The sequence below is a fragment of the Exiguobacterium sp. s129 genome (assembly GCF_018617585.1).
GTDB classification, from domain to species: Bacteria; Bacillota; Bacilli; order Exiguobacteriales; family Exiguobacteriaceae; genus Exiguobacterium; species Exiguobacterium aestuarii_A.
The window spans coordinates 1-15,048 of sequence record NZ_JACSKL010000006.1 but is presented as its reverse complement, the minus strand read 5'-3'; the positions used below and the strand labels follow the sequence as shown (position 1 = coordinate 15,048).

Here is a 15,048-nt window from a genome sequence, read left to right as displayed (position 1 = left end):
TGTTGCGGAACCGGTTCCGCAACACAAATGTAAACGATTTAATTCAGCTTGTCAACGCTTTCGCGCACTTTTAATTCAAAAATTGTGAACGTTTTCATCGGGACGTCATTTCCTTGTAAAAGTTGAAGCATCATATCTGCCGACTTGGCCCCAGTTCGCCGATACGGAAGATGAACAGTAGTGATTGATGGATGTAAGACTTCCGTAAAATCATAGCCACCAAAGCCACTGACAGAGATGTCATTTGGAACAGAAATCCCCTGATTCGCCAGTCCCTTCAATACACCAAGGGCAATATTGTCCGTTGCACAAATAATGAGTGAGGTCGAGCCAATCTCCTTGGCCAACCGTTCTCCAATCGGAATGGCATCTTCGATTTTAAAGGTTGTCTGAACGACTGTGACGCGTGCATCTGCCTCATGAAGCGCCTTTAAAAATCCATCACGCCGATCTTGTCCGACTGCGATATCCGCCTCCGAAACACCGACGTAGACGACGTCCCGATGACCCCATTTCGTGAACTCTCTACCGAGAGCATATGCGGCTTCATAGTCCGGGTAGACGAGACTGTGCACGTTGTCATGCTGTTGACCAATCAGCAACACCGGAATTTGAATCACCTCTATTGCTTCGAGGTGACGGTCGGTGACAGTCGTTCCTAGCCAAATGATGCCGGCGACCTTTTGTTTGGCGAGGTTGTATAATTGTTCAATCTCTCGTTCCGTCTGTTGTGCCGTGTTGACGACGAGCATCTGATAGCCTCGTTCTGTCAATCGTTCATCGATTCCCATCATCGTACGCGAGGCGGCGTAAGAATCGAGTCGCGGAACGATGACCCCAATCATCTTCGTCTGCTTTGACTTAAGACTTTGGGCGAATTGATTCGGTTCATAATTGGTTTCCCGGATGACCCGATCGAGTTTTTCTCTTGTCGCCTTCCCTACCGACCCACCGTTCAAATAGCGGGAGACTGTACTCTTTGCGACTCCTGCGAGCTCGGCGATATCTTTAATGGTGACCTGCTTCATCCTTACCCCTCCATATGAAAAAAGCTGACGTGCGAGACGCCGTCAGCTTAATGGTTTACTACATATCGTTTCTTGAAATTTAAATAATATAGACCGTTTCGCTTTTCAAATCCGTTTTGAACGAGCACTTGATGCATCTCTTGTTGATGTGGGCTCGTCGGTGGAATCCCGGCGCGAACTGTTTGTCCATCCATCAACTTTGAGTCCAATAAGGCGAGACGCAAACCTTCCGTAGCATATCCCTTATTTTTGTATGCATCGAACACCATTAGGTCAAGTTGGTAAACTCGGGCAAGCTTGAGCAACAAGACTTTACCGACAAGTTTGTCATCGACCATCAAGTCGTAATAAAAGTCTTCTCCGTAACTATGCTCTTCTGCATGATAAAGTTGCTCCGTCCCCATTTCTTCGAGGATCCCTTTCAATTCATCAGCAGAAACGCCATATGAGTTTTCTCCATATTTCTGAAAGTGTTCATATTCGATCTCATCAATTTGGCGAATAGGTTGACGCACGATGTTCATCCCGTGCCCTCCTTAACTAGTAGTTCAATATCTGTCTGCGCTTATTATAAACGAATCCAATCATGAAGCGCAAAAGATAACCGAACGTCAAATCGGTTCAATATGAATATGTACCGAATCGACCGCATGCTGTTCATCCAGTTTCCGTTCGATTTCGTCACATAATTCATGGGCCGCGTCTACGGTCAAATCTCCATCAACTGCAATCGTCACATCGAGCATCACGTGATTTCCTAGATGACGCCCTTTAATCTCCCGAACTTCTTTCACACGTTCAAATTGTTCAATCGTTTCCTCATAAGACTCGACGAGGTGTGGAGGGAATCCGTCAGAAAGCTGATGGGTTGCATCTAAAAAGATTTGGATCGCTGTCCGGATGATCATGCCGGCAATAACAATTGCCAAGACCGTGTCCATCCAAGGCAGTTGGAAATAAGCGAATAGCACACCAAGCGTAGCTCCAACTGAAATCATCGCATCGGCCAAGTTGTCTTTCGCCGCAGCCTTAAGTGCCAATGATTTTGTTTTCTTTGCGAGGTTCAAGTTGAAGCGATACACCCCGAACATGACGAGCGCACTGGCGAACGCGATGACCGCTGCTAACGGGTTCGGTTCTGCATATTCTCCCCCGATTAAATTCGACAGACTATTAAAGAAGACGAAAATACCGACCGCAATCATGATCAATGAAGCGATGAGTGCAGAGATTGTCTCCATCTTCGCGTGACCATATTTATGCTCGGCATCCCGAGGCAACGCCGCAACCCGAATTCCGATATAGACGGCGACCGATGCGATAATATCCGTCGTGTTGTTGAATCCATCGGCTAAAACCGCCTCAGACTCATATAAGTATCCGAAGAACACTTTTAATATAGATAAAATCAAATATGCCGTGATCGACACAATCGCTCCCTTGAGCGCTTTTGGTGGATGATTTGTGGTCTCCATCCGCCCACCTCCTTATTAGCTCAGTTAGTATAGCAGGTGAACTTCGTGTGGGGATAGAGAAACAATGTTTCTTACAGTCAAAATAAATGGAATATATTCCCGGTAGTTTCGTTTAACAAATTTTATGGTAAAGTAAACAGGAAGAGACCTTAGGGTTAAACCGCAAAAGAGGTGAAACAGATGTTTACTGAACGAGATGGAATCAAATTACGATTGGAACAAATTGACAGATTGCTAGTGGATTTAAATCGTGAAGCGAAACAATTGATGGCGCGCCTTCGCGAATTAGATGCCTCTGGAGAAAATCCGCATGAAGTATCCTTAAAACCTGAAGAACGTGACACGTTGAAATCGTCAATCGACGAGACACTCGAAGCACTTCAAAGCCGTTCAAAACGTCCGGTGAACGTGAACGACGAGAAGAAGAAAGAACTCGCTTCTCACAAAGCACTGATCGATGAACTGTCAGATTTACTCAGTAAGAAAAAATGAGACGCGACTGCGTCTCATTTTTTATGAAGGAGCCCGTCCCATGTATATCGTAACCACTTGTTTACGTCCGACAGACGAAGTATTATATCGGGCGCAAACGCATGCCACATCATATAATATGAAATTTGTCGAGCGACGCAAACATTCCATTGAGGAATTGAAAAAGCGGCATCGCCAAGATGTGCTTGTCTTTGACAAGCGACGCGTCGAGTTCACACCATTACAAAGTAAAGAGCCATTCTTTTTTCACCCTTCTAGCTCGGTCTTTCGCGTGAAGCAACTCAGTCGTGGCGGAACAGATCCACTCATTGACGCATTACAAGCAGTACCTGGTGATCGTATTTTAGACTGTACGCTCGGACTCGGATCGGACAGTATCGTCATGAGCCATGCCGTCGGTTCAACCGGAAAAGTAATCGGTCTTGAGAGCCAATTCATAACGGCACAGCTCGTCCGAGAAGGCATGTCCGTATGGGTCGAAAAAGATGAGCAGGTCAATGAGGCAATGCGTCGCATTGAGGTCGTTCATACGAATTCTCTCGAATATTTGAAAACATGTGCGGAAAATTCGTTCGACTGTATTTACTTTGATCCGATGTTCGAAAAGACGATTTCAGAATCGGTTCATCTGAACCCACTTCGTTCAATCGCCGACACCTCCCCACTCTCGGAAGAGTTGATGGTTGAAGCGAAACGAGTAGCTAAGAAACGAATTGTCTTAAAGGCGCATTTCGAGAGCGATGCCTTCAAACGCTATGATTTTACTCACATAAAGCGAAAAACATCGAAGTTCCATTATGGATATATCGACCTGGAGTCTAAGACTATTTAGTTCATATTGACTAAATAGGTCTTTAGACTCTTTTTCTGGTTATTATTTTCTGAATATTGACATTAATCAGACACAAACGGTACATTTACAACAAGCTCACACATTTTCCCATTATTTTTTTACAGGAGGTTCATACAAATGAAAAATCGTTCCATCCGTCGAACGACACTCGCGGCTCTCATGACATCTGCCATGACAGTCAGTATCGTTCCGGCTGCTGGTGCTGCACCGCTATCGGTTGCACCATCTGTACCGACAACGAGCGAGCTCGCTCCGTTCGACCACAACATCATCGATGAAGATCGTCTCGCAAAAGCACTCGAGAAGCGTGGCGTCATCAAAAAAGGATTGTCAGCATCTGAGCGCATGAAAGCGGTCGACGCGTACATCGCGAAAAAACAAGGTGAAGCGAAAGATCCACATAAGCACGACGACGAATTGAATGAGAAGGCTTCAAAAGCAAAAGAGAAGATACATACTCAATTCGAAAAAGAAACTGAACGAATTCTCGACAAAGCGAAAAAGGGACAAGCGAACTACCGTAAAGGAAAACCGAACGGTCAAGTGAAGGTTTCTCCGGCACAACAATCATCTTATAACGGTGCAGTGCGTGAAGATAAGGTCCTCGTCCTTCTCGTCGAGTATAGCGACTTCAAACACAATAACGTCGAACAAGATCCAGGCTATATGTATAGCGATAACTTCAGCAAAGAGCATTATGAAAAATACATGTTCGGTGATGAATCATTCGAACTCTTTAACGGTGAGAAAGTACAAACGTTTAAACAATACTATGAAGAACAGTCAGGTGGAAGTTACACGGTCGACGGTGAAGTTTCGGAATGGCTAAGCGTTCCAGGAACTGCGAAAGACTATGGTGCAGACAAAGGCGATGGCGGTCATGATAACGTCGGTCCTGGTCCACGTCAACTCGTTAAAGATGCGTTGAACGCTGCTGTCGCATCAGGAATCGATCTTGCCGAGCACGATCAATACGATCTTTACGACTTGGATGGCGACGGTGACTTCAATGAGCCAGACGGCCTCGTCGACCACTTGATGATCATCCATGCTGGTACTGGTCAAGAAGCTGGTGGTGGCGCACTTGGTGACGATGCAGTATGGTCACACCGTTGGGTCCTTAACGGCGTTTATCCGGTAGCCAACACAGAAGCTGCAGTTCCTTACTGGGGCGGTAAAATGGCGGCGTATGATTACACGATTCAACCAGAAGACGGCGCAGTCGGCGTCTTCGCACACGAATTTGGACATGACCTCGGTCTTCCAGATGAGTACGATACGCAGTACACAGGTCAAGGTGAGCCAGTACAATCATGGTCAATCATGAGTGGTGGTAGCTGGGCTGGTAAAGTCGCTGGTACAGAGCCAACAAGCTTCTCACCACAAAACAAAGAGTACTTCCAAAAAATCATGGGTGGAAACTGGGCGAACATCACAGAAGTCGACCTTGAAGATATCAACTCACAAGGTTTTGTCTCACAACTCGACCAATCTGTGACGAAGTCAAACAACCCAGGAATTATCAAAGTCAACCTTCCTGATAAGAAGATTAAAGGAATCGAACCAGCTTATGGCGAGCGCTACTACTACTCGACAAAAGGTGACGACATCCATACGGAAATGGCTACACCTAGCGTAAAACTTGGTGCGGACGGTGTCCTCACATTCGATTCATTCTATGAAGTCGAATCAGATTACGACTACTTGTATGTGAAAGCCGTCAGCGGCGGTAAAGAAGTTGTCCTCGATGTGTTCGGTGATGACGTCAACGGTGCAAACGAAGCTGGATACCCTGCTGAGACGACGAACGGTGCATGGGTTAACAAGTCTTATGACCTCTCACAATTCGCTGGACAAGATGTACAGATCGTATTCGAATACGTGACAGATGGCGGCGTCGCAATGAAAGGCTTCGCGGTCGACAACTTGTCAATCCAATCAGAATCAGCAACACTCTTCGCAGATGATGCGGAAGGTGCTGAAGCCGTCACACTTGATGGATTTGTCAACTCAGACGGATACGATTCAAAACCGCATTACTACTACCTCGAATGGCGTAACCATGCCGGGTCGGATATGGGTCTTCTCAACGGCCGTGGCGTGAAATACAACACTGGTCTTGTCGTATGGTACGGTGATGACTCGTACACAGACAACTGGGTCGGTGTCCACCCTGGTGAAGGCTTCCTCGGTGTCGTCGACTCTCACCCAGAGGCGCTCATCGGAAACTTGAAAGGGAAAGAGACAGTTGCAGGTAGCACGCGTTACCAAATCGCTGATGCTGCATTCAGTCTTGATAAGACACTCGCTTGGTACATCGATTCACCAAGTCGTGGTGTGTATGATTACAAAGCACAAGCTGGCGTGAAGCAGTTCAATGATGCGAATTCGTACATCAACTCACTCATCCCAGATGCAGGACGTAAACTTCCGCAATACGGACTCGTCATTGACGTTGTCGGTGAGGCGAAAGACAACTCTGCAGGTGCTGTTTGGATCCGCACAAAATAAGCTTGAACCATTTGACCTCCAGTCTTCTAACAAAGAAGATTGGGGGTCTTATTATTCTGAAAAAGCTTGAAAAATGGAATGAACGTGTGTAACATAGTTGGTGTAACGCCTCTGTAGGTTAGTGGCAGACCTCAGCAATGGTAATGCTGCAGCACGAGTTCGATTCTCGTCGGAGGCATCAAAAATACCGCTCAACGAAGCGGTTAAGAGCACTTCCTGTTTATGACAGGAGGTGCTTTCTTTTTGTCATTGCACAGAAATTGCACAGTTTCCGTTTTTCTGTGTCGTGAGCGCCGCTTTGTCGAATCGGTTTTCAATTTGTCGAACGATTATCCTTCATAGCTGAGTTTGCAAGTCCACATTATAGAGTAGAAATAGCTAAAGGTCTCCTTTGCTTGCTAATACACTTCAGAATGAGTCTCCTTCACCACCTTGACATCATTTCCGTTCCTCTATAAACTTGAAAAGTTGAAATCATTGAATAGTTAGAGGAAGGAGCATGATGCATGCTAAACGAATGGTTATGGATTCCTTCTGCCATCCTTACACTCGGTCTTCTCGTCCTCAGTTACAAATTGTTTGGACGGGTCGGATTATATGCTTGGATTGCGATGGCTTCGGTTGTCGCAAATATTCAAGTCACACAACAGATTGTAATTGGCGGATACATTTTTACGCTAGGTAACATCGTATACGGTTCGCTTTATTTAGCGACTGATATTTTGAACGAAAAACACGGACGAGCTGCGGCTCGAAAAGGGGTATGGCTCGGGTTCTTCATTTTGATTGTTTCGACTATACTCATGCAGTATGCCCTCTTGTATGAACCGTTCGAAGAAGCGCTCTTCATGCACGAAAGTTTTGAGGCACTCTTCTCGATGCTTCCGTTGATCACACTTGGTAGCCTTGCTGCTTACCTCGTCTCTCAATTGTTTGACGTCTTCGTCTACTCGAAGATTCGCGCCAAAACGGGCGAGAAAAAACTTTGGCTCAGAACGACAGGTTCTACCGTGCTCTCACAGTTAATTGATACGTTCACTTTCTGTATTATCGCTTTCTGGGGAATGGATTGGGACATCTGGTGGAACATCTTCATTACAACGTACGTTGCAAAATTCGTGATTGCTTGGATGGCAACACCATTCATGTACTATGCAAAACGCACGAATCCTCAAGATGAAACCGAACAAGACGCTGCATAAAATAAGCCGTAACTTCACTGTCGAAGTTACGGCTTTTCTTATGATCGTTCAATCTGGATACGCACAGCATAAGGACGGGCTTCTTCAATCGACGCCGACTCTCGACAGACAGTGATCGCCTTGAACGCATCAATGGCGACCGCTTCGATCGTTTGATCGTTCATTTCGACTTCGAGAATGGTATAGGCAGGTAAACGCTTGAGTTTAACCCACTCTCCGTTACGTTTTTTTTCATAGATGACTGGTGTTTGAATCGAGTAACGTCGGAGTAAATCATGTACATTCATCTGATCTCCTCCCTATTTAAATCGTACACCTATTATAGAAAGCGTTTTCACATTTGTAAAGCGAGCTTATCTAAAAATTATACTCATTTCCACTTCATTTCGAATTGTAAATGTCCGATATAGGGAGTAGAGAAATGGGGTGAATTGATGCGTTATCGCAGACAGGAAACTTTTCGCTATATTCTACCGAATCCCCGCACGATCCCTTATCGACTCGTTTGGGAAGAGAAGGAACTTTATGATGGAGAAGGACTTCTATTGAATGTGAGTTCACATGGACTGAAATTGCGATCCGATTATCTTTTCCCACTATCCGATGATTTGCAGGTCCACTTCGTCCTCGATCTCGTTCCGACTCTTCAACCTATTGAGTTGATTGGACATGTCAGACATCGCAGTCAATTAGGTTCATTATACGATTATGGTATTTTGCTTGATGCCAAAATGGAAGAAACGCAACAACTTGTCACGATGATTAAAATGTATGCACGTGAAAATAAATGAGAACATGCGCCATCGCATCTTCTCATTTTTTCGTGTTTCCAAAAGAGGGTATACTACTATTATGACTATCATTGGGTGAGGTGTTCGTATGACGAGAAAATTTTTATTGATTCCATGGGGTATGGCCATTGCTTTTGCTATTTTTGGTCCAAACGTACCGTTTGACGGGCGATTCTTACTTGATTTTGTGACGTATAATACAGATGCTTACGAAGGCTACTCTCTTTCCTTATTCAGTATTCTAGGTGTATTTCCATTAGCCATGTTCCCGCTGCTTTGGTCAGAAGTGAACCAATTGAAGCCAAATCCGCTGTTAGCGGCAATTAGTAGTTTTTTCGTAGGAGGCTTCTTACTCGCTCCCTATTTGGCTTTCGCGAGACAATCCCCTTATCCAACTCCCGTTAAACCGCTTCCGACACGTATCCTTGGTGTCGTATTGTTGCTGGTGACAATCGGATTGTTTATCGCCGCCGCAAATACAGGGAATGTAGCAGAATATTGGTCGTATGTGGAGAACAATCAGTTCGTCCGAACGATGACCGTCGATTTCTTTTTATTGGCATTTATTCAGATCACGTTAATGAATCGTGATGCGAAGCGTTATAAGATGAGCCTTTGGCCTCTTCCATACATTCCCCTATTTGGCTTGATCTTCTGGCTCATGATCCGGCATCAAAAACCGTTTAACGAGGCACCACCAAAACGTGAGCGGGCCGAGATGAAACATTGATATCCCGTTTTGACTCATGAACCGTTATACTAGTTAGTAGTTTTGTAATTAAAGGAGATTATCGCATGCGCTATTTTCAAGTCACCTCTTATGTGACTGTTAAGAATGAAGAACTTGTCTTGAATGAATATGTAAAAGTGCCAAATCCAAAAGTAGATCAATTTTTAAAAGAAACGCTAGAGCTTGATCTGTATGATGATCAAGTGACGTTGCGTGAATGTGTTGTCGCAAAAGGAAAGTGGGAATGCCCTGTCGGTGACTTCGTCATCACAGAACATATGGATGAAAAGAAGTTTAATCGTCTACAAAACAGCCGTTCCTCAAAAACGAAAAAGTAACCTCGACACGAAAAACCTCCTTGTCTAATCGACGAGGAGGTTTTGTCTTACAAGTTAATCCCTTTATTCATCCGATTCTTCATCGGGATCTGGATCAGGGTGTTGGGTCGGAGCCGGTTTTTGTGCCGGGTTTGATTCATCATCCGGAATTGGATCTGGATGTACCCCTGGTTGTGATTCGTCTCGTTTCATCGTATCCCTCCTTCATCGTTACTCCATTTGTTTATCCGTTTTGTTTATAGATGAAACGTATCAGTGTATATTTTGATTCCCAATCACTCGTCTTGAGATGGCTTTTTCAATCTCTACGATGATAAATACGACGGCTCCAAATGCCACTGGATAAATCCAATCTTCCCACGTAAGTGGAGCGGTCCCGAATAGCGTATGCATGAACGGAACATACGTGATGAACAATTGTAGGGCGATGAGCAGTCCAGATACGAGGAACGCGATTTTATTGTCGAAGAAACGACGATTGAACGCCGGAACCAACTCAGTGCGACAGTTATATAAGTGGAACAACTGTGCCATGACAATCGCATTTAAAGTAATGGTCTGTAATTTCTCGGTCGAGTAATCGAAATCTCCGAGCATGTAGTTGATCCATAAACTACCTCCCCCGATTAATATCGACACGAATGTGACACGGAAGATGTAATAGCGACTGAGAAGTGGTACGTTCGCCGGTCGTGGAGGACGCTTCATCGTACTCTCTTCAAGTGGTTCAAAGGCAATCGCCAATGAAAGCGTAATCGCGACGACCATGTTGACCCATAAGATTTGAACTGGGCTGAGTGGAGCTGCTGCCCCGAGTAAAATACTCATCGCAACGAGTAACGCCTGTCCACCGTTCGTAGGGAGTAGGAAGAGAATCGTTTTCTTCAAGTTGTCATAGACACGTCGACCTTCACGGACGGCGTTATAGATGGTTTTGAAGTTATCATCGACAAGAACCATTTGAGAGGCTTCTTTTGCGACTTCCGTCCCTTTGATCCCCATTGCGACCCCGATATCGGCACGTTTTAAGGCCGGTGCATCGTTCACACCGTCTCCGGTCATCGAGGTGATCAATCCATTCTCTTGTAACCCTTTCACGAGACGAAGTTTATCGTTCGGACTCGTTCGGGCGAATACGTCATTATGAACCGACGCTTCTTTGATTTCTTCATCAGACATGTCTGTCAGCTCTCGACCCTCTAGCGCACCTTCCACTTCCATACCGAGTTCTTTTGCGATGGCGACAGCCGTATCCTTATGGTCACCCGTGATCATTTTAATTCGGATCCCAGCATCGCGACACGCGGCGACTGCGTCAATCGCCTCTTGACGTGGCGGATCGACGATACCAAACAAACCGAGGAAAGTCAGACCATCTTCAACGTCCTCATGATCAATCGATTGTTTTGAACTGTCGACACGTTTTAATCCAGCACCGAGGACACGCTGACCGCGGTCGGCAATCTCTTTTCGTTTTTCATCCCAATATTCTTGTTTGAATCCGTCTGTTGCCGCCATATCAAATAAGCGATCCGGAGCCCCTTTCACGAAGGTCATGCGCTCGTCTTTATATTCAACGAGCGTCGCCATGTATTTGTACTCTGAATCAAATGGGATTTTAGAGATGACTTTAAGACGCTCAATCGGGCGCTCTGCTTTCTCAGCGACAGTTAATAAACAAGCTTCAGTCGGATCTCCGTTGATGACCCATTCTCCATCTTCTTTGTTCAACTGTGCATCGTTACACGTCTTCCCAACAGTTAATAGGTCAATCATTGACTCATCGTCATCCAAGTCAAACGGTTGACCGTTCAATTCTAAGTCTCCGTTCGGTGCATACCCGCTCCCTGACACCTCAATGTCATGTTTCGCCGTCACGATTTGTTTGACGGTCATCTCGTTTTTCGTCAACGTTCCGGTCTTATCGGTACAGATGACCGAGACTGCACCTAACGTCTCAACAGATGGCAAACTTCGAACAATTGCTTTTTGTTCAGCCATATTTCGGACCCCGAGCGCCAAGATAATCGAAATGACAGCTGGTAATCCTTCCGGAATGGCCGCGACTGCTAGACCAATCGTCGTTAACATGAGTTCGACTGGTTCATAATCTCGTAAGAAATAACCGAATGCATAAATAATGACTGAGATAATTAGGATGGCGATGGAGACGGTCTGACCAAACTTCGTCGTCTGACGAATCAGTGGCGTCTTCACGGTTTGTACTTCTGAAATGGACGCATTGATTTGACCAAGTTCCGTACCTTCTCCGATTGCCGTCACAATGGCTTTTGCACTTCCGGTCGCCACACTCGTTCCTGAATAGACCATGTTCTTGCGATCTGCGAGCACGGCCTCTTCTTTAACGATGTCTGTTTTTTTCTCGACCGTTGTGGCCTCACCGGTCAATGCGGATTCTTCCACTTTAAATTTTTCCGCTTGAATGACCCTTGCGTCGGCTGGTACTTTGTCGCCGGCAGCAAGCACGAGAATATCCCCGACGACGAGATCACTTGAATCAATCTCGGATTGTTTACCATCGCGAATGACGGTCGCTTTCGTCTCTAGCAACTTTTTGATTCCTTCTAGTGCTTCTTCCGCTTTATTCTCTTGAAGATAACCGACAACTCCGATGACCGTCACAACCAAGACGATGACAATCGTATCGATGTATTCGCCAAGGAAACCGGTGACAACTGCCGCTCCTAAAAGAACATAAACGAGAATATCATTGAACTGTCTTAAAAATTTTATGATTTCAGGCGTCTTCTCCTTTTCAGGTAGGACGTTTTTTCCGAACTCCTCCTGACGATTAGTGACCGTTTGCTTCGAGAGACCTGATTCCACATCAGTCTCCACGTGGGACTGAACCTCGTCTACCTCGAGCGCATGCCATTCCCTGTTTTCGTTCTGCATGTTCCTTCCTCCTCGACCAATACTTTATGAAACATCTATCCCCTATCTGTTCCCAATCTGATGCGGCTCGACACGTCCAAACTTGTATAATTGATGTCATTTTTCAAAGAAAACGCTCCCATGATTCTTTATTTCTTCATGTAAACGGTATCATGAATCAATTTTGATTTTTCTGATGAAAATGGCTTTACAGAAGCCTTTCAATCATTGAATATAGAAGAAATTATGAATGAATACAGATAGATAGAAAGAAGGAAGAGTTTATGGTCATTATTCAAGGAATTGCACTTTTACTGCTCATCCTCGCCTTGTTCACACTTTTCAGTTACAAGGCGCCATACGGAATGAAAGCGATGGGCGCATTGGCAGGTGCGGCAATCGCAAGCTTTCTCGTCGAAGCATTCAACGCTTATGCCATCGGCGGATTACTGCCACTCCCTTTATATGAAGAAGTCGGGCAGGCAGCCGGTTCATTATCTGGTCCTGCTGCCGCGGCACTCGTCGCCATCGCACTCGGAATCAATCCCGTTTATAGTTTAATGATCGGGTTATCCGTATCTGGTTTCGGGATTCTTCCTGGATTTTTCGCAGGATATATCTTGGCTCTGGCTGGCACACGAATCTATCGCTATCTTCCGACAGGTGTCGATATGATTTTCTACGTCATCGTGATGGCACCGCTCGCACGTCTTGTCGCTACTGGCGTGGACCCACTGGTTTCAAATACACTTGCACAAATCGGTGCAGTCATCGAACTCGCCGCGACGCAAAACCCGGTCGTCATGGGACTCGTTCTCGGTGGAATCGTTACTGTCGTGTCGACGTCACCTCTCAGCTCAATGGCTTTGACAGCGATGCTCGGATTGACAGGTGTGCCGATGGCGATTGCCGCTCTCGCGTTGACTGCATCCATTTCGATGAACTACCTGTTGTTCCGTCAACTGAAAATCGGTACGAAAAAAGACCAGCTTTCTGTAGCCATTGAACCGTTGACACAGGCCGACCTCATCTCGGCGAATCCAATCCCCATCTATAGTGTGAACTTTGTAGGGGGTGCAATCGCAGGATTGATTGTGGCGATGACCGGTATGATTAATGATGCCCCCGGGTCGGCTGCGGGTATTCCTGGTCTACTCGTCATGTATGGTTTTAACGACTGGCAGACCGTCACACTGACAGCTGTTGTTTTATTCATCCTTGGAATCGGATTCGGATTGATTGGAAGTCGACTCTTTAAAAACTTCCCGATTGTCCGACATACGGAAAAAGTTGAATCAACAGAAGAAGATGCCGCATAAAAAATCGATGCACGCTTGAACAATTCGTTCGGCGGCATCGATTTTTTATTTTGTTTTAGTAAGTGTAGTTTCAATTCTCACTGGTGTTCTATAGATAGGGAAGTAATCAGACAGTCCGTGCTGTTGTATATGAATGGTATTCAATTGTTGATAAATCTCCTCGTTAAAAATACATTGACCAATGTAGTAAGGAAGTGGTTCATCTCCAGAAAAACTCAATTTAAATTTAAAGAGTGCGTCCTGTCCCGTTGCACCTCCACCAAGATGCAAATGCGTTTTTCCTTTTTCCCTTGCTCGACGAATCATTTCACTAAATAAGAAATGATTCGGACGAAGAGGTAAGTATTCTTTCAGAGAACCTCCCAGATGATAGTTTGCTCCATCGTCTCCGTACAGTACTAAAACTCCTGCAATCACAGTATTTTCAAATACAGCAAATAGAAACTCGGATTCGAATGATTCACTTGTCATCAAATTATTGAAATAAGAATCGGGATAATAATAGTCGTCAATCGCACTCCTGCGATTCATGGTCGCCTCATATAGATGCATGAACGTATGCATATCCGAGGCGTCACCACGCACGACAGTCAACTGTTCACGAATTGCTCGTTTCACATTTCGCTTCGTCATTTTATGGAATCGTTCGGTCAATTTTTCAAACGGTTCATTCAGTTGAACGTGCACCGTCTGTCGAACGGGGACCGCCTTCCCAAACGCTTTCATAATGGCATGATCCATCCTAAGTGGATGATAGCGAATCGTTTCAGTTACCGTTCTATCATTCTCCTCAAGCGCAACAAAATGTTGGCGGGCAATCATTACTTCATCGTCCGTGAACTCTCCTACTCGGAACGGACCACCATACCCGTAAGCTGTCACAAGATCATCGTAATTTTGATTAATACGTCGTCGAATGTAAGGATAAACCAACATTCCTTTCGATGTGGCAGCGACAAACATTTCTTGCCTATCATTATATTCACAGTTCGCATTGATATAATCAAAATGATCATATACATCACAAGATATCAAATCTAACCATTTCTCCCATTCCAAACGGTCTTTAATGATTTTGAATTCCATCATTTCATCCCCTTTTTAGTAAGTGATTTCCATAACCACTTTTCCCATTTGAGGATTATTACACCAATGAAAAAATTAACTTTTTGTTGTTAACAATCAATGACTGTTAAATATCATTCACTAAATAAACATCGATAGTTCTCTTTTAATTTTCAGTGAACTACTCGCCACTTATTTGCTTCGCAAATTGAAGTGGGAGCTTCTTGGGAAGACCGTGCTCTTATTAGCCACGGTTATGGACCAAGCTCGTCGGGCAGTCCCTGCCCTGAAGGATTGTCAGTCGGCCAGCCTCAATAGGTTGATGCTCGCGTTGATGTCACGGTCATGA

The 15,048-nt window shown here is 45.1% G+C and carries 15 protein-coding genes and 1 tRNA gene; 9 read left to right on the top strand and 7 right to left on the bottom strand.

The genetic code is table 11. The features are described 5' to 3' along the window. Window positions 1–38: 38 nt before the first annotated feature. The 3 genes from KNO92_RS08280 to KNO92_RS08270 form a co-directional block, all read right to left on the bottom strand. A complete protein-coding gene (locus tag KNO92_RS08280) occupies window positions 39–1,028 on the bottom strand; it encodes a LacI family DNA-binding transcriptional regulator (RefSeq protein WP_214760840.1) in 990 nt (329 codons plus the stop codon). A 47-nt stretch (window positions 1,029–1,075) separates the two neighbouring features. Beyond that, entirely contained in the window at window positions 1,076–1,552 is a 477-nt protein-coding gene (locus KNO92_RS08275) for an N-acetyltransferase (protein WP_214692209.1), read from the bottom strand. An 87-nt stretch (window positions 1,553–1,639) separates the two neighbouring features. Next, complete coding sequence (locus tag KNO92_RS08270; protein WP_214760838.1) at window positions 1,640–2,503, bottom strand: cation diffusion facilitator family transporter; 864 nt, start codon at window positions 2,501–2,503, stop codon at window positions 1,640–1,642. Window positions 2,504–2,683: 180 nt separating this feature from the next. Here KNO92_RS08270 and KNO92_RS08265 point away from each other — a divergent pair, with 180 nt between their 5' ends. The 5 genes from KNO92_RS08265 (at window position 2,684) to KNO92_RS08245 (ending at window position 7,561) form a co-directional block, all read left to right on the top strand. Next, the gene (locus tag KNO92_RS08265) at window positions 2,684–2,995 is read left to right on the top strand and encodes a hypothetical protein (protein ID WP_026826028.1); all 312 of its coding nucleotides are present in this window, start codon (window positions 2,684–2,686) and stop codon (window positions 2,993–2,995) included. Between the two features lie 40 nt (window positions 2,996–3,035). Further along, window positions 3,036–3,827 (top strand): class I SAM-dependent methyltransferase, encoded by a 792-nt coding sequence (locus KNO92_RS08260; protein ID WP_214692204.1) that lies wholly within the window; start codon window positions 3,036–3,038, stop codon window positions 3,825–3,827. Window positions 3,828–3,965: 138 nt separating this feature from the next. Then, window positions 3,966–6,359, top strand: coding sequence for an immune inhibitor A domain-containing protein (locus KNO92_RS08255; protein ID WP_214760837.1), 2,394 nt, complete (start codon window positions 3,966–3,968; stop codon window positions 6,357–6,359). Window positions 6,360–6,466: 107 nt separating this feature from the next. Beyond that, a tRNA-Thr gene (locus KNO92_RS08250) sits at window positions 6,467–6,537 on the top strand. A gap of 328 nt (window positions 6,538–6,865) precedes the next feature. Further along, a complete protein-coding gene (locus KNO92_RS08245) occupies window positions 6,866–7,561 on the top strand; it encodes a queuosine precursor transporter (protein ID WP_214760835.1) in 696 nt (231 codons plus the stop codon). Window positions 7,562–7,599: 38 nt separating this feature from the next. Here KNO92_RS08245 and KNO92_RS08240 read toward each other — a convergent pair whose 3' ends face one another. Continuing rightward, window positions 7,600–7,848 (bottom strand): hypothetical protein, encoded by a 249-nt coding sequence (locus tag KNO92_RS08240; RefSeq protein ID WP_214760833.1) that lies wholly within the window; start codon window positions 7,846–7,848, stop codon window positions 7,600–7,602. Between the two features lie 147 nt (window positions 7,849–7,995). On the opposite strand from KNO92_RS08240, the gene KNO92_RS08235 reads away from it, so the two are divergent. The 3 genes from KNO92_RS08235 to KNO92_RS08225 all read left to right on the top strand — a co-directional run bounded on the left by KNO92_RS08235 (window position 7,996) and on the right by KNO92_RS08225 (window position 9,420). Continuing rightward, window positions 7,996–8,352, top strand: coding sequence for a PilZ domain-containing protein (locus tag KNO92_RS08235; protein WP_214692194.1), 357 nt, complete (start codon window positions 7,996–7,998; stop codon window positions 8,350–8,352). Between the two features lie 88 nt (window positions 8,353–8,440). After that, window positions 8,441–9,082, top strand: coding sequence for a hypothetical protein (locus tag KNO92_RS08230; RefSeq protein ID WP_214760831.1), 642 nt, complete (start codon window positions 8,441–8,443; stop codon window positions 9,080–9,082). A 65-nt stretch (window positions 9,083–9,147) separates the two neighbouring features. Beyond that, the gene (locus KNO92_RS08225; protein ID WP_074034514.1) at window positions 9,148–9,420 is read left to right on the top strand and encodes a hypothetical protein; all 273 of its coding nucleotides are present in this window, start codon (window positions 9,148–9,150) and stop codon (window positions 9,418–9,420) included. Window positions 9,421–9,483: 63 nt separating this feature from the next. Here the strand turns inward: KNO92_RS08225 and KNO92_RS14920 are convergent, their stop codons facing one another. After that, complete coding sequence (locus KNO92_RS14920; RefSeq protein WP_256441151.1) at window positions 9,484–9,612, bottom strand: hypothetical protein; 129 nt, start codon at window positions 9,610–9,612, stop codon at window positions 9,484–9,486. Between the two features lie 60 nt (window positions 9,613–9,672). After that, entirely contained in the window at window positions 9,673–12,336 is a 2,664-nt protein-coding gene (locus KNO92_RS08220; RefSeq protein ID WP_214760828.1) for a cation-transporting P-type ATPase, read from the bottom strand. A gap of 263 nt (window positions 12,337–12,599) precedes the next feature. On the opposite strand from KNO92_RS08220, the gene KNO92_RS08215 reads away from it, so the two are divergent. Then, window positions 12,600–13,634, top strand: coding sequence for a PTS sugar transporter subunit IIC (locus KNO92_RS08215; RefSeq protein ID WP_214760826.1), 1,035 nt, complete (start codon window positions 12,600–12,602; stop codon window positions 13,632–13,634). A gap of 45 nt (window positions 13,635–13,679) precedes the next feature. Here KNO92_RS08215 and KNO92_RS08210 read toward each other — a convergent pair whose 3' ends face one another. After that, window positions 13,680–14,720, bottom strand: coding sequence for a lipid II:glycine glycyltransferase FemX (locus tag KNO92_RS08210; RefSeq protein ID WP_214760824.1), 1,041 nt, complete (start codon window positions 14,718–14,720; stop codon window positions 13,680–13,682). Window positions 14,721–15,048: the final 328 nt, after the last annotated feature.

Coding starts and splice junctions, on each gene's coding strand:
- KNO92_RS08280 (WP_214760840.1), bottom strand. CDS start 1,028: ATGAAGCAGGTCACCATTAAAGATATCGCCGAGCTCGCAGGAGTCGCA.
- KNO92_RS08275 (WP_214692209.1), bottom strand. CDS start 1,552: ATGAACATCGTGCGTCAACCTATTCGCCAAATTGATGAGATCGAATAT.
- KNO92_RS08270 (WP_214760838.1), bottom strand. CDS start 2,503: ATGGAGACCACAAATCATCCACCAAAAGCGCTCAAGGGAGCGATTGTG.
- KNO92_RS08265 (WP_026826028.1), top strand. CDS start 2,684: ATGTTTACTGAACGAGATGGAATCAAATTACGATTGGAACAAATTGAC.
- KNO92_RS08260 (WP_214692204.1), top strand. CDS start 3,036: ATGTATATCGTAACCACTTGTTTACGTCCGACAGACGAAGTATTATAT.
- KNO92_RS08255 (WP_214760837.1), top strand. CDS start 3,966: ATGAAAAATCGTTCCATCCGTCGAACGACACTCGCGGCTCTCATGACA.
- KNO92_RS08245 (WP_214760835.1), top strand. CDS start 6,866: ATGCTAAACGAATGGTTATGGATTCCTTCTGCCATCCTTACACTCGGT.
- KNO92_RS08240 (WP_214760833.1), bottom strand. CDS start 7,848: ATGAATGTACATGATTTACTCCGACGTTACTCGATTCAAACACCAGTC.
- KNO92_RS08235 (WP_214692194.1), top strand. CDS start 7,996: ATGCGTTATCGCAGACAGGAAACTTTTCGCTATATTCTACCGAATCCC.
- KNO92_RS08230 (WP_214760831.1), top strand. CDS start 8,441: ATGACGAGAAAATTTTTATTGATTCCATGGGGTATGGCCATTGCTTTT.
- KNO92_RS08225 (WP_074034514.1), top strand. CDS start 9,148: ATGCGCTATTTTCAAGTCACCTCTTATGTGACTGTTAAGAATGAAGAA.
- KNO92_RS14920 (WP_256441151.1), bottom strand. CDS start 9,612: ATGAAACGAGACGAATCACAACCAGGGGTACATCCAGATCCAATTCCG.
- KNO92_RS08220 (WP_214760828.1), bottom strand. CDS start 12,336: ATGCAGAACGAAAACAGGGAATGGCATGCGCTCGAGGTAGACGAGGTT.
- KNO92_RS08215 (WP_214760826.1), top strand. CDS start 12,600: ATGGTCATTATTCAAGGAATTGCACTTTTACTGCTCATCCTCGCCTTG.
- KNO92_RS08210 (WP_214760824.1), bottom strand. CDS start 14,720: ATGGAATTCAAAATCATTAAAGACCGTTTGGAATGGGAGAAATGGTTA.